This is a genomic window from Mycobacterium sp. SMC-4 (assembly GCF_050205565.1).
Taxonomy (GTDB): Bacteria; Actinomycetota; Actinomycetes; order Mycobacteriales; family Mycobacteriaceae; genus Mycobacterium.
In genome coordinates this window covers 108,945-121,967 of the sequence record NZ_JBNMQU010000012.1, presented here as the reverse complement: position 1 = coordinate 121,967, position 13,023 = coordinate 108,945, and the positions used below count along the sequence as shown (strand labels likewise).

At 68.7% G+C, this 13,023-nt stretch carries 12 protein-coding genes; 5 read left to right on the top strand and 7 right to left on the bottom strand.

Translation table 11 applies throughout. The annotated features are described in order from the left end of the window. Window positions 1-5: 5 nt before the first annotated feature. Window positions 6-650 (bottom strand): DUF4190 domain-containing protein, encoded by a 645-nt coding sequence (locus ACQI46_RS20610; protein ID WP_427095897.1) that lies wholly within the window; start codon window positions 648-650, stop codon window positions 6-8. A gap of 125 nt (window positions 651-775) precedes the next feature. On the opposite strand from ACQI46_RS20610, the gene ACQI46_RS20605 reads away from it, so the two are divergent. Next, window positions 776-1,303 (top strand): general stress protein, encoded by a 528-nt coding sequence (locus tag ACQI46_RS20605; RefSeq protein ID WP_427095896.1) that lies wholly within the window; start codon window positions 776-778, stop codon window positions 1,301-1,303. A gap of 4 nt (window positions 1,304-1,307) precedes the next feature. Next, window positions 1,308-1,898: a suppressor of fused domain protein gene (locus ACQI46_RS20600; protein ID WP_427095895.1), complete on the top strand. Its 591-nt coding sequence runs from the start codon at window positions 1,308-1,310 to the stop codon at window positions 1,896-1,898. 5 nt (window positions 1,899-1,903) lie between these two features. Here ACQI46_RS20600 and corA read toward each other — a convergent pair whose 3' ends face one another. Beyond that, a complete protein-coding gene (corA, locus tag ACQI46_RS20595) occupies window positions 1,904-2,968 on the bottom strand; it encodes a magnesium/cobalt transporter CorA (protein ID WP_427095894.1) in 1,065 nt (354 codons plus the stop codon). A gap of 138 nt (window positions 2,969-3,106) precedes the next feature. Here corA and ACQI46_RS20590 point away from each other — a divergent pair, with 138 nt between their 5' ends. Beyond that, the gene (locus ACQI46_RS20590; RefSeq protein WP_427095893.1) at window positions 3,107-4,294 is read left to right on the top strand and encodes an NAD(P)-dependent malic enzyme; all 1,188 of its coding nucleotides are present in this window, start codon (window positions 3,107-3,109) and stop codon (window positions 4,292-4,294) included. Between the two features lie 53 nt (window positions 4,295-4,347). After that, on the top strand, window positions 4,348-5,157 hold the full coding sequence (locus ACQI46_RS20585) for a glycine betaine ABC transporter substrate-binding protein (protein ID WP_427095992.1): 810 nt from the start codon (window positions 4,348-4,350) through the stop codon (window positions 5,155-5,157). 4 nt (window positions 5,158-5,161) lie between these two features. Here ACQI46_RS20585 and ACQI46_RS20580 read toward each other — a convergent pair whose 3' ends face one another. The 4 genes from ACQI46_RS20580 to ACQI46_RS20565 all read right to left on the bottom strand — a co-directional run bounded on the left by ACQI46_RS20580 (window position 5,162) and on the right by ACQI46_RS20565 (window position 8,576). Further along, the gene (locus tag ACQI46_RS20580) at window positions 5,162-5,995 is read right to left on the bottom strand and encodes an SDR family NAD(P)-dependent oxidoreductase (RefSeq protein WP_427095892.1); all 834 of its coding nucleotides are present in this window, start codon (window positions 5,993-5,995) and stop codon (window positions 5,162-5,164) included. 23 nt (window positions 5,996-6,018) lie between these two features. Next, a complete protein-coding gene (locus ACQI46_RS20575) occupies window positions 6,019-6,849 on the bottom strand; it encodes an SDR family NAD(P)-dependent oxidoreductase (protein ID WP_427095891.1) in 831 nt (276 codons plus the stop codon). Window positions 6,850-6,973: 124 nt separating this feature from the next. Beyond that, complete coding sequence (locus tag ACQI46_RS20570) at window positions 6,974-8,104, bottom strand: hypothetical protein (protein WP_427095890.1); 1,131 nt, start codon at window positions 8,102-8,104, stop codon at window positions 6,974-6,976. Further along, a complete protein-coding gene (locus ACQI46_RS20565; protein ID WP_427095889.1) occupies window positions 8,049-8,576 on the bottom strand; it encodes a hypothetical protein in 528 nt (175 codons plus the stop codon). Before ACQI46_RS20565 ends, ACQI46_RS20570 begins: the two co-directional genes overlap by 56 nt. A 153-nt stretch (window positions 8,577-8,729) precedes the next feature. Here ACQI46_RS20565 and ACQI46_RS20560 point away from each other — a divergent pair, with 153 nt between their 5' ends. Continuing rightward, window positions 8,730-9,080 (top strand): DUF732 domain-containing protein, encoded by a 351-nt coding sequence (locus tag ACQI46_RS20560; RefSeq protein WP_427095888.1) that lies wholly within the window; start codon window positions 8,730-8,732, stop codon window positions 9,078-9,080. Between the two features lie 93 nt (window positions 9,081-9,173). Here the strand turns inward: ACQI46_RS20560 and ACQI46_RS20555 are convergent, their stop codons facing one another. Continuing rightward, window positions 9,174-12,992: a multifunctional oxoglutarate decarboxylase/oxoglutarate dehydrogenase thiamine pyrophosphate-binding subunit/dihydrolipoyllysine-residue succinyltransferase subunit gene (locus ACQI46_RS20555; protein WP_427095991.1), complete on the bottom strand. Its 3,819-nt coding sequence runs from the start codon at window positions 12,990-12,992 to the stop codon at window positions 9,174-9,176. Between the last annotated feature and the right edge of the window lie 31 nt (window positions 12,993-13,023).

Genomic DNA, 13,023 nt, shown 5'->3' with positions numbered 1-13,023 from the left:
CGAGGTCAGCTGCCGCCGGCGGCGAGCACGGTCAGGGTCCACGCGATCGACAGCACCAGCGTCACCGCGCCGACGGCGATGCCGGCGACCGCCAGGCCGTGACCGGACTGCCGGGTCTGCTTGATCTGGTTGAGCGCGATGACGCCGAGCACGATGCCGATGACCGAGCCGATGCCGCAGCACACACCGACGATCGAGGCCACCAGCGACGCGATCGCCATGGAGTTGGTGCCCTCGGGCTGCGGCGGATATCCCCACTCGGCACCCGGGTAGCCGGTCGGCGCGTAGCCGCCGGGCGCGGTGCCGTAAGGCGGCGGCGGATAGGCCGCGCCGTAGCCGGCGTCCGGATAGGGCGACGGATAGCCCGGCGGCGGCGGATACGCCGGCGGCGGATAGTCGCCGGGTGGCCCGTATCCCGGCGGTGGTGGCGGGTAACCCGGGGCGGCGAAACCGCCGTCGGGCGGCGGCGCACCGTAAGCCGGCGGCGGAGGCGGATACGCCGAGGGAGGCGGATACGATCCCGGTTCGGGTTGGAACGACCCGGACTGCTCGATCGACGGGGCTTCATAGCCCTCCGGCGACGGTTCGGACCCGCCGGCGGGGGATTCGGATGAGCCGTGTCGGCGTGCTTCGTCGTCCGAACTTGTCATGCTGCTCAACCTATCGTAGGTAGCGAGGACCGCCGGATATCACGACGTCGGGCACGATGACGATGTCCGGCTCGTTGAAACGAAGGTGCAGTCCACGTAGGCCGTGTACGCGAAGGAGTGACCACATGACCAGCCCGTTCCAGCCAGGACAGAACCCCGGCGCAACACCAGGTGTCCCGGTTTCCGGACAGGGCCGGCAGCCGGGGCTGCCGACGCCGCCCAGGGGGTGGCCGATCGGTTCGTACCCGACTTATGCCGAGGCGCAGCGTGCCGTGGACTACCTGTCCGATCAGCAGTTCCCGGTCCAGCAGGTCACCATCGTCGGTGTCGACCTGATGCAGGTCGAGCGGGTGACCGGCCGATTGACGTGGCCGAAGGTTCTCGGCGGAGGTGTGCTGACCGGTGCTTGGCTGGGTCTGTTCATCGGCCTGATTCTGGGCTTCTTCAGTCCCAACCCGTGGAGTGCGTTGTTCACCGGTCTGATCGCGGGTGTCTTCTTCGGTTTGATCACCTCCGCGATCCCGTACGCAATGGCCCGCGGCACAAGGGATTTCAGCTCGACACTGCAGTTGGTCGCCGGCCGCTACGATGTGCTGTGCGATCCGCAGAACGCCGAGCGCGGCCGCGATCTGCTGGCGCGGCTGCACATCTGACGACGTGACCGACATCCTCACGACAGTCCGCGACCATCTGAGCGCGCATTTCGCGCGGCTGGGCGGCGCGGAGCCCGACGAAGCCGGCGTCACGTTCCTGGGCACCGAGCGCATGGGAATACTGCGCTTCGTCGAATCCGATGGGGCTGTGGCGCACTATGTTTCACTCGGGTGCAGCCGCCACCCGATGATCGACGCAGCCGAGTTCGTCACCGACCCCGTCGCGGGGCCGCGCGCCGAGGTGGTCGTGACCCTGAGCGGTCCGTCACCGGTCGGGCTGGCGCGCTCCATCGCCATCCTGGCCTCGGCGCCCGCAGTCGAGGGCCTGGTCCTGGAACCCGACGCACTGATCGATTTGGAGACCCCGCTGTGGCAGGGGGCGCCCTTCACCGCGTTCCTGTTGGGGCGCAGCGACATCGACGACGTCGCGCTGCCTGAGCCGGTGTCGCCGGTGACGGTGCTGGCCGCGGTGCCGATCACGCCGACCGAAGCCGCGTGGGTGCGGCTCAAGGGTGCCGAGGCGATGAGGGAGGCGTGGCGGCAGGACGGGGTGGACGTGCGGGATCCGGCCCGGAGGGCCGCCAATCCGGCCTGAGCGGCTCAGAGCCAGCTGTTGCGCCGGAAGGTGCGGTACAGCAGGACACAGACCGCCGCCATCAACCCGAGCACCGCGGGATAACCCCACGTCCACCTGAGTTCGGGCATGTGGTCGAAGTTCATTCCGTAGATCGCCGCCAATGCCGTCGGGACGGCGGCGATGGCGACCCACGCCGAGATCTTGCGCATGTCCTGGTTCTGCTGCATGGCGACCTTGCCCAGTGCGGCCTGCACCAGCGAGCTCAACAGGTCGTCGAAGCTGGCGATCCGGTCGGCGGCCTTGATGGTGTGGTCGAGCACGTCACCCATGGAGCGCCGGATCTCGACGTGGATGAGGTCGGCGTGCTCCGAGCCGATGCGTTGCAGATCGGTCGCCAGCGGCCCCACGGCCCGACGCAACTCCACGACCTCGCGCTTGAGCAGGTAGATGCTCTCGATGTTGGTCGCCGACCGCGGCGAGAAGATGTTCTCCTCCATGGCGTCGATGTCACCCTCGATGAGCTCGGTGACCTCGACGTAGCGGTCGACCACGCTGTCGGCGATCGCGTGCATCACCGAGTACGGGCCCAGCTCCAGGGTCGACGGAGACGCCTCGAGTCGTCTCCGCACGCCGGCCAGTCCGCTGTGTTCGCCGTGACGGACGGTGATGACGAAGTCGGGACCGACGAAGATCATGATCTCGCCGGTCTCGACGATCTCGCGCGCTTTGGCCATGGATTCGTGCTCGACGTAGGTCACGGTCTTGAGGACGAGGAACAGCGTGTCGTCGTAGCGCTCCAGCTTGGGGCGTTGGTGAGCGTGCACCGCGTCTTCGACGGCCAGCCGGTGCAGTGAGAATGCGTCGCCGATGGCCTGCATCTGATGTTCGTCGGGCTCGTGCAGGCCGATCCATACGAAGGCCTGCTCGCCGGCGGCTTCGATCTCGTGCACTTTGGCCAGCGCGTCAGCGTGTCCGTAGTCGCCGGGCAGGCGTCGTCCGTTGCGGTAGACACCGCAGTCGACCATGGCGTCGGTGACAGGGACGTCGTGGGCGGGGCGTCCCCGCGAGCGCGTGCGAAAAGACGCCATCAGATCTTCCTCTCGCCCGGACAGCAGGGATGCTACGCGTCTCACCTCGTCGAACATTCTCACCGCCGGGGAACCGGACGCTGTGAGTTTCCCCGGTGGGCTACCCTGACGCCCGTGGTGGAGAAAGCCGTTGTGTCAATGCCCGAGCCCTCCTCGACGACGCGTACTCCGCAGGTCGTCGTCGAAGACAACGAGATCTTCGACTTTCATGAGGGCGGCAAACTCTCGGTCGAGCTGACGTCGCCTCTGGACACCCAGCGCGCCCTGTCGATCGCCTACACCCCGGGTGTGGCGCAGGTCAGCCGCGCCATCGCGTCCGATCGCACGCTGGCGGCCAAGTACACCTGGGCGCACCGCCTGGTCGCAGTGGTCAGCGACGGCAGCGCTGTGTTGGGTCTCGGCGACATAGGCGCGGCAGCCTCGCTGCCGGTGATGGAAGGCAAGAGCGCGCTGTTCAAGGCGTTCGCCGGTCTGGACTCCATCCCGATCGTGCTCGACACCAAGGATCCCGACGAGATCGTCGAGACGTTGATCCGGCTGCGCCCGACGTTCGGTGCGGTCAACCTCGAGGACATCTCGGCGCCGCGTTGTTTCGAGATCGAGCGCCGCGTCATCGAGGCTTTGGACTGCCCGGTCATGCACGATGACCAGCACGGCACCGCGATTGTCGTGCTGGCTGCGCTGATGGGTGCGTGCAAGGTGCTCGACCGCGACATGAGCTCGCTGCGCGTGGTGGTCTCCGGCGCCGGCGCCGCAGGCGTGGCCTGTACGAACATCCTGCTCGCCAAGGGCATCGCCGACATCACGGTGCTCGACTCCAAGGGCATCATCCACACCGGTCGCGACGACCTGAACTCGTTCAAGGCCGAGCTGGCGCAGCGCACCAACCCGGCCGGCCGCACCGGCGGTCTGGCCGAAGCCCTCGACGGGGCAGACATGTTCCTCGGGCTGTCCGCCGGCGTGGTGCCCGAGGAGCTCGTCGCCACCATGGCGCCGAACGGCATCGTGTTCGCGCTGTCGAATCCCGACCCGGAAATCCACCCCGACGCGGCTCGTCGGCACGCCGCGGTGGTGGCGACCGGCCGCAGCGACTTCCCCAACCAGATCAACAACGTGCTGGCGTTCCCGGGTGTCTTCCGCGGCGCTCTGGACGCGCACGCCCGCCGCATCACCGAGAAGATGAAAGTCGCTGCGGCCGAAGCGATCTTCTCGGTTGTCGGCGACGACCTCGCGGTCGATCACATCGTGCCCAGCGCGCTGGATCAGCGCGTCGGGCCCGCGGTGGCCGCAGCGGTGGCCGCAGCAGTCGAGGACTCGGTCGGCTGACCCGCACCACGGTGTGGCGTCGAGCGCGGCGGTGGATCGCCGCGCTCGGGGCGATGGTCGTGCTGGCCGGATGTGGGGGGCAGGCTCCGCCGGCGTCGATCGCGGTGGCCGCGACCGACGACCCGCAGGCCCAACTCATCGCGTCGCTGTACGTGGCGGCGCTGCGCTACTACGGCAACGCCGCGCACGTGCAGTCCGCCGCGGACCCGTTGCAGCAGTTGGATTCGGGTGAGGCGACGGTGGTGCCGGGGTTCACCGGAGCGCTGCTGGTGCGTTTCGATCCGACCGCGGTCGCCCGCGCCGACGTCCAGGTGTATCGGAAGTTGTTGTCGGCATTGCCCGAAGGCATCGCCGCCGGCGACTACACGATCTCCGCGGAGGACAAACCCGCCCTCGCCGTCACCGAGAGAACCGCTGACGCGTGGGGGGAGCGCGACGTCGCCGCCTTCGTGCGCCGCTGCGGCGAGGTGACGGTCGGCGCGGTCGAGGACAGTCGGACACCGCAGCGGGTGGGCACCTGCACCCTGCCTGCGCCGCGCCGATTCGACGACACCGACGCGATGTTCGCGGCCCTGGAGTCAGGCGATCTGCAGGCCGCCTGGACCACCTCAGCAGCCCCGGACGTGCCGTCGGAAGTCGTGGTGCTGTCGGACGAGACGTCGCTGATCCGTGCCGAGAACATCGTGCCGCTGTACCGGCGCAACGAGCTGACCGAGTCTCAGGTGCTGGCGCTCAACGAGATCGCCGGCGTGCTGGACACCGGGTCACTGGCCGACATGCGACGGCAGGTCGATGAGGGCACCGAGCCCGGCCTGGCGGCCGAGGAGTGGTTGCAGTCCCATCCGCTCGGGGTCGGCAACTGACTCGTCAGAGTCGGGTGCGGTAGTTCACGCGCTCGAGGATCTTGGGCAGGATCCGCTGGATTCCGGACCCGGTGATCCGTGTGACCGCTTCGAACGCGCGGGCATCGTTGCCGATCAGGACCCGTCGCTTGCCGCGGCGCACCCCGTCGAGGATGACGCGCGCCGCTTCTTCCGGGGTGGTTCTGGCCATCCGGGTGTCGAATTCGCGGGCCAGCTCGGTCGGGTCCAGACCCTCGGCGGCGGTCATGTTGCGCGCGATGGCGGTCTTGATGCCGCCCGGGTGCACGCAGGTGACCTTGACGGGGTGACCGGCCGTCGCCATCTCCTGGCTGAGCGCTTCGGTGAAGCCACGCACCGCGAATTTCGCCGCACAGTACGACGACTGCCCCGGGATGCCCAGCAGTCCGAAGACGCTGGAGATGTTGACGACGTGGCCGTCGCCGGACGCGATCAGGTGCGGCAGGAAGATCTTGGTGCCGTTGACCACACCCCAGTAGTCGACGTCGAAGACGCGCTCGATGTCCTTGATGGCGGTGGCCTCGACGGTGCCGCTGTACGCGATGCCGGCGTTGTTGTAGATCTGGTTGACCTTGCCGAAGTGTTTGACGACGTCTTCGGCGTACGCCTCGAACGCCGCCCGCTCGGTCACATTGAGCCGGTCCGATTTGACCTGCGCCCCAATGTCTTTGAGTTGCTGTTCGGTCTCGGCCAGGCCTTCGGTGTCGATGTCGCAGATCGCCACCGAGGCGCCGGAGCGGCCCAGTGCCAACGCCAGGGCCCGGCCGATGCCGGAGCCTGCGCCCGTCACGACGGCCACTTTGCCGGTGAAGCCTTCCATGGTCACTCCTTGTTTGGGGGGCGTCAGTGCACCGCGGGCAGGAACCGCGAGATCGCGGAGGAGAACAGCGTCTGGTACCTCGCTCCGGTCAGCCGGACGAGGAGGTCGAGCGCTTTGGCGTCGGGGCCGACGAGCACGCGGGCCTTCTTCTTGCGCACCCCGTCGAGGATCACCCTGGCCGCCTTCTCCGGCGTCGTCATGGTCAGCCGCTTGTCGAAGAACGTGGTCAGGCTGTCGCGGTCGAAGCCCTCGACCGCGGTCGAGTTGCGCATGATCGCGGTCTTGATCCCGCCCGGGTGCACGCTGGTGACCGCGACGTTGTGGTCGCTGAGGGCCATCTCCTGGTGCAGCGATTCGGTGAAGCCGCGCACCGCGAACTTCGCGGAGTTGTACGCGGCCTGGCCGGGCACCGAGAAGAGGCCGAACAGACTCGACACGTTCACGACGTGGCCGTCGCCGGAGGCGATCAGGTGGGGGAGGAACGCCTTGGTGCCGTTGACCACCCCCCAGAAGTCGATGTCGACGACGCGTTCGATGTCCTTGAACGGGGTCACCTCGACGTCGCCGACGTAGGCGATGCCGGCGTTGTTGTAGATCTGGTTGACCTTCCCGAAGTGCTCGGCGACGTTGTCGGCGTAGAGCTCGAACGCCTCGCGCTCGGTGACGTTGAGCCGGTCGGCTTTCACCCTCGCCCCGATGGACTTCAACTTGTCCTCGGTGACGGCCAGTCCTTCGCCGTCGATGTCGCTGATCGCCACGTGGGCGCCTGAGCGGCCCAGCTCGACCGCCAGTGCCTGACCGATGCCTGAACCGGCCCCTGTCACGACGGCCACCTTCCCGGCGAAGCCTTGCATATCCACTCCTTGTCGCGGTCGAACTCGTGTCGAGGTTAATCGGTACCCGCGGTCCCGCGTATGTCAGGGGCGGCAAAGCAGAGCGGGCCGCGGCGTCAGTGCCGCGGCCCGCCCCCTGTCTGCTTTATACCGGTCCGGTGCCGTTGGCGCCCGGGTTGCCGGAGGCGCCTCGGTCACCGGAGGCGCCGTCGTCGCCCGCCGCCCCGCCTGCGCCGGTGTTGCCGACGAGTCCGCCGCGACCGCCCGCACCCGCGTTCGGGTTGCCTTTTCCGCCCGCTCCGCCGACGCCGCCGGGACCGCCGCGGCCGCCTGTGCCGCCACGACCGACGATCGTGAACTCGGCACTGCTTCCCTGCGCGGCACCGCCGTTGCCGCCGCGTCCGCCGTCCCCGCCGCGCGCCCCGTCACCGCCGGTGCCACCATCGCCGGCATCGCCACCCGCGCCGCCGTCACCTGACAGCGCGCCGCCGTTGCCGCCGTTGCCGCCCGGTCCGCCGTCTCCGCCGGCCAGGCCGGGTGCGCCCTGGCCGCCGTCGCCGCCGTCGCCGCCACTTCCACCGAACGCGATCCAGCCCGACGCCGACCCGCCGGGCCCCCCGGCGCCGCCGGTGGCGCCGGTCCCGCCGAGACCCCCGTCGCCACCCAGGCCGCCGTTGGCCACCGTGCCGAAATCCCCGGTGAACAGCACCTGCGCGGTGCCGCCGCGACCGCCTCTGCCGCCCGGGTTGCCGGGGCTGCCCGCGCCGCCCTGCCCGCCCCACCCCGCGAAGGCGGTGTCGCCGTTGCGGGCGTTTGCGCTCCCGCCTGCGCCGCCGGTGCCGCCGGCCTGGTTCGGGGCGGCGTTGAGCCCGGGCCCGCCGTCCTGGCCGAATGCCGCGCCGTCCTCGCTGGCCTGGGTGTCGGCGTCGAGGCCGGGCATGCCTGTCCCCGCCGCCGGTGGTGGGTCGTAGGCGGGCACGGGATTGACGCCGTCTGCTCCGGTCGCGCCGACCCCGCCGGCGCCGCCGTTGCCGCCGTTGCCGAACAGGAAGGCGCTGCCTCCGTCACCACCGGGACCGCCGCCGATGCCGCCGACGCCTCCGTCGCCGCCGTTGCCCCCGAACAGCCCGCCGTTTCCGCCGTTGCCGCCGGCTTGGCCCGGCAGCCCGTCGCCGCCTTTCCCGCCGTTGCCCCAGAGGATGCCGCCGTTGCCGCCGTCCTCACCCGGGGCGCCGTCGAGGCCGTTGCCGATCAGCCATCCGCCCGGACCGATCATCCCGAGAAAGGCGCCCCCCGGGGGCGGCGGCGACCACGAGCGTCGTCGCCTCGCGTCCTCGAGCCGAGGTGTCGCCGTCGGGGGCCGGCTGATGCGCGGTGCGGAACACGCCGGTGGGCCCGGCCAGGCGCAGGAGTGCCGCGGCGTCGTCTGCGGTGACCCGGCTGATGAAGACATGCCGCGGCACGGGTGCCGACGGCGCTGCCGCGCCGGCCGGGGACGTTACGACTGCCGCACGGCTGTCGTGTGTCGCTGCGCCGGTGGTGCGGTGCTGCGCTGACCGCGTCCACGTCGGGTGTGCGGCCAAGACCGGCGGAACCACGGTGCGCTGCACCGGAACTGCCTGGACCAGCGGCGTGGCCGTGCCCGTCGGGGCGGGCGGTTCCGGCGTGGTGACGGTGGCGGAGAGGCCGCCTGTCAGAGCGAGGACGCCGACGGCTGCGGCGGCGGTGAGCGTGGTCTGCGGTGACATTGGAACCCCCATTTGGCTGATGTCTGTCATCGCATCGTCGGCGCAGCAGCAAGGGGCCGATAGCGTAGGCGACTACTTAATTCCACCGGCAGATGTGACGGCCTCCGGTAATGCCGCGGTAATGCCGCCGCGCTCACCGGCGACAGTCACCACATGAAGGTGAAGTACTTGACGTCGATGGTCGCGTCAGTGGGGGTGGCCGGGGCCGTGATCGCCGCGCCGCCCGCGCAGGCCGACACCGGCGCGGACGTGTTCCTGGCCGCGCTGCGGAACTCCGGGATCGACATCGTCGACGAAGCCACCGCGGTGCGGTTGGGGCAGTCCGTGTGTCCGCTGCTCGTCGAGCCCGGACAGAACGCGGCGAACGTCGCCGCCGACGTGGCCGACGCGCTCGGACGTCCGATCGGGGTCGCCACGATCTTCACCGGGCTGGCCATCCAGATCTTCTGTCCGCGCGCGGTCACCGCGCTCACCGACGGACGCCCGTTCTCGTTCTTCGGCTGAAGGCCATCGAACGCGCGCTCGCCCGCCGTGACCGCGCGCGAAGTGCCCGCGGTTCACGGCGTGTCGACCGGCGAACACGCGCGTTCGCCGAAACTAGGCGAACGCTTCGTCGATGATCTCCTGCTGCTCGACCGCGTGCACCTTCGACGAACCCGACGACGGCGCCGACATCGCGCGCCGCGAGATCCGTTTGATCCCGGCGAAGTGGTCGGGCAGCACCTCGGGCAGCGTCAACCCCAGCGTGGGCCAGGCCCCCTGATTGGCCGGCTCCTCCTGGACCCAGAACCGCTCCTTGGCGTTCGGATAGCGGTCGATGGTCTCGGCCAGCCGCCGCCTGGGCAGCGGTGCCAACTGCTCGAGGCGCAGGATCGCCACGTCGTCGCGTTCGTCCTTCTTCTTGCGCGCCGCCAGCTCGTAATACAGCTTGCCGCTGGTCAGCAGGATCCGGGTCACCTTCGACCGATCGCCGGTGCCGTCGGAGTAGGTGGGCTCCTCGAGCACCGAGCGGAACTTGGCCTCGGTGAACTCCCTCAGATCGCTGACCGCCGCCTTGTTGCGCAGCATCGACTTCGGCGTGAACACGATCAACGGCCGGTGGATGCCGTCGAGGCCGTGGCGGCGCAGCAGGTGGAAGTAGTTCGCCGGCGTGGAGGGCACCGCGATGGTCATCGAGCCCTCGGCCCACAACTGCAGGAACCGCTCGATGCGGCCCGAGGTGTGGTCGGGGCCCTGACCCTCGTGGCCGTGCGGCAGCAGCAGCACCACATCGGAGAGCTGACCCCACTTGGCCTCGCCGGAGCTGATGAACTCGTCGATGATGGACTGCGCGCCGTTGACGAAGTCGCCGAACTGCGCTTCCCACAGCACCAGCGCATCGGGGTTGCCCACCGAGTAGCCGTACTCGAAACCGACGGCGGCGAACTCCGAGAGCGCCGAGTCGTACACCATGAACTTGCCGCCGGTGGTGTTGCCGTCGGTGTCGACGGTGAGCAGCTGCAGCGGGGTGAACTCCTCGCCGGTCTTGCGATCGATGATCACCGAGTGGCGCTGGGTGAACGTGCCGCGTCGGGTGTCCTGCCCGGTCAGCCGGATCGTGCGGCCCTCGGCCAGGAACGATCCCAACGCCAGCAGCTCGGCGAACGCCCAGTCGACCTTGCCCTCGTAGGCCATCTCGCGGCGCTTCTCCAGCACCGGCTTGACGCGCGGGTGGACGCTGAACTCCTCCGGATAGGACAGGTGCGCATCGCCGATGCGCTGCAACAGCGACTTCTCCACCGCAGTCTTCATCCCGGCGGGCACCATCTGGTCGGACTCCACCGAATGACTGGGTTCGACAGCGTGTTTCTCGAGTTCCCGGACTTCGTTGAAGACGCGTTCGAGCTGGCCCTGGTAGTCGCGCAGGGCGTCTTCGGCTTCCTTCATCGAGATGTCGCCGCGGCCGATCAGTGCCTCGGTGTAGGACTTGCGGACGCCACGCTTGGTGTCGATCACGTCGTACATCGTGGGCTGCGTCATCGACGGGTCGTCACCTTCGTTGTGACCGCGGCGGCGGTAGCACAGCATGTCGATGATGACGTCCTTCTTGAACTTCTGGCGGAAGTCCACGGCCAGCTTGGCCACCCACACGCACGCTTCGGGATCGTCGCCGTTGACGTGGAAGATCGGTGCGCCGATCATCTTCGCCACGTCGGTGCAGTACTCGCTGGAGCGCGAGTCGTTCGGCGAGGTGGTGAAGCCGATCTGGTTGTTGACGATGATGTGGATGGTGCCGCCGGTGCGGTAGCCGTTGAGCAGCGCCAGGTTCAGCGTCTCGGCGACCACGCCCTGGCCCGCGAAGGCCGCGTCGCCGTGCAGCATCATCGGCACGACGGTGAACTGCTTGGACCCGTCGACTTCCTCGCCGGTGTCGAGCAGGTCCTGCTTGGCGCGGACGATGCCCTCCAACACCGGGTCGACGGCCTCGAGGTGACTGGGGTTGGCCACCAGCGACACCGCGATGTCGTTGTCGCCGAACATCTGGATGTAGGTGCCGTTGGCGCCCAGGTGGTACTTCACGTCACCGGATCCGTGCGCCTGCGACGGGTTCAGGTTGCCCTCGAACTCGGTGAAGATCTGGCTGTAGGGCTTGCCGACGATGTTGGCCAGCACGTTGAGGCGGCCGCGGTGCGGCATCGCGATGACCACCTCGTCGAGGCCGTGCTCGGCGCACTGGTCGATCGCGGCGTCCATCATCGGGATGACGGTCTCCGCGCCTTCCAGTGAGAAGCGCTTCTGTCCAACGTATTTCGTCTGCAGGAAAGTCTCGAACGCTTCGGCGGCGTTGAGCTTGCTCAGGATGTACTTCTGCTCGGCGACGGTGGGCTTCTCGTGCTTGATCTCCACGCGCTCCTGCAGCCACTGCTGCTGCTCGGGCTCGAGGATGTGGGTGTACTCCACGCCGATGTGGCGGCAGTACGCGTCCCGCAACAGGCCGAGGATGTCGCGCAGCTTCTTGTTGGTCTGCCCGCCGAACCCGTTGACCTTGAACTCGCGGTCGAGGTCCCACAGCGTCAGGCCGTGGGTGTTGACGTCGAGGTCGGGATGGCTGCGGAAGCGGGTGTTGTCCAGCCGCAACGGGTCGATGTCGGCCATCAGGTGGCCGCGGTTGCGGTAGGCCGCGATCAACTCGATGACGCGGGCGTTCTTGTCCTCGATCGAGTCCGGGTTGTCGATGCGCCAACGCACCGGCTCGTAGGGGATGCCGAGCTCGCGGAAGATCTCGTCGTAGAACTCGTCGTCGAGCAGCAGCTGGTGGATGGTGCGCAGGAAGTCGCCGGACTCCGCACCCTGGATGATGCGGTGGTCGTAGGTCGACGTCAGCGTCATCAACTTGCCGACGCCGAGGTCGGCGATGCGTTCCTCGCTGGCGCCCTGGAATTCCGCCGGGTACTCCATCGCCCCGGCGCCGACGATCGTGCCCTGCCCCTGCATGAGCCGCGGCACCGAGTGCACGGTGCCGATCGTTCCGGGGTTGGTCAGCGAAATCGTCACGCCCGCAAAGTCTTCGGCGGTCAGCTTGCCGTCGCGGGCGCGGCGCACGATGTCCTCGTACGCCGCGATGAACTGTCCGAAGCGCAGGGTCTCGCAGTTCTTGATCGACGCGACGACCAATGTCCGCTTGCCGTCCTTGCCCTGCAGGTCGATCGCCAGACCCAGGTTCGTGTGCGCCGGGGTCACTGCCACCGGCTTGCCGTCGATCTCGGCGTAGTGGCGGTTCATGTTCGGGAACTTCTTGACCGCCTGCACGATCGCGTAGCCCAGCAGATGGGTGAACGAGATCTTGCCGCCGCGGGTGCGCTTGAGGTGGTTGTTGATGACGATCCGGTTGTCGACCATCGCCTTGGCCGGGATGGCGCGCACGCTCGTGGCTGTCGGCACCTCACGCGAGGCGTTCATGTTCTTGACGACGGCCGCGGCCGCGCCGCGCAGCACCGTGGTCTCGTCCTCGTCGGACGAGGACTCCTTGGCCTTCTCAGCGCCCTTCTCAGCGCCCTTGTCGGCGCTCTTCTGCGGCGCCGGCTTCTCCGACTTGGCAGCGGGCTTGTCGGACTTGTCCGACTTGGACGCGGCCTTGGCATCCGACTTACCCGAAGACGAGGTCTTCGCCTTCTCCGGCGCCGGCGTGTCGGACTTCTTGGCCTTCGGTGACTCGTCGGTCTTGGTCTTGGCGGCGCTTGCCGCCGAGGTGCCGTTGCCGGAGGAGGTTTTCGGCGGCGGCGCAGGCGCGGGCTCCGGGGGAGCGGTCGGTGTCGACGACGCACGGCCGTTGCCGCCCGAGGCGGACTCGGTGGCCGGTTCCGGGTTGTAGTCGACGAGGAACTCGTGCCAACTCGGGTCCACCGACGACGGGTCGTCGCGGAACTTGCGGTACATCTCTTCGACCAACCACTCGTTCTGACCGAAT

Bases quoted from the DNA above. Each gene is read 5' to 3' on its own strand.
- ACQI46_RS20610 (WP_427095897.1), bottom strand. From the start codon at position 650: ATGACAAGTTCGGACGACGAAGCACGCCGACACGGCTCATCCGAATCC.
- ACQI46_RS20605 (WP_427095896.1), top strand. From the start codon at position 776: ATGACCAGCCCGTTCCAGCCAGGACAGAACCCCGGCGCAACACCAGGT.
- corA (WP_427095894.1), bottom strand. From the start codon at position 2,968: ATGGCGTCTTTTCGCACGCGCTCGCGGGGACGCCCCGCCCACGACGTC.
- ACQI46_RS20590 (WP_427095893.1), top strand. From the start codon at position 3,107: ATGCCCGAGCCCTCCTCGACGACGCGTACTCCGCAGGTCGTCGTCGAA.
- ACQI46_RS20585 (WP_427095992.1), top strand. From the start codon at position 4,348: ATGGTCGTGCTGGCCGGATGTGGGGGGCAGGCTCCGCCGGCGTCGATC.
- ACQI46_RS20580 (WP_427095892.1), bottom strand. From the start codon at position 5,995: ATGGAAGGCTTCACCGGCAAAGTGGCCGTCGTGACGGGCGCAGGCTCC.
- ACQI46_RS20575 (WP_427095891.1), bottom strand. From the start codon at position 6,849: ATGCAAGGCTTCGCCGGGAAGGTGGCCGTCGTGACAGGGGCCGGTTCA.
- ACQI46_RS20570 (WP_427095890.1), bottom strand. From the start codon at position 8,104: ATGATCGGTCCGGGCGGATGGCTGATCGGCAACGGCCTCGACGGCGCC.
- ACQI46_RS20565 (WP_427095889.1), bottom strand. From the start codon at position 8,576: ATGTCACCGCAGACCACGCTCACCGCCGCCGCAGCCGTCGGCGTCCTC.
- ACQI46_RS20560 (WP_427095888.1), top strand. From the start codon at position 8,730: ATGAAGGTGAAGTACTTGACGTCGATGGTCGCGTCAGTGGGGGTGGCC.
- ACQI46_RS20555 (WP_427095991.1), bottom strand. From the start codon at position 12,992: ATGTACCGCAAGTTCCGCGACGACCCGTCGTCGGTGGACCCGAGTTGG.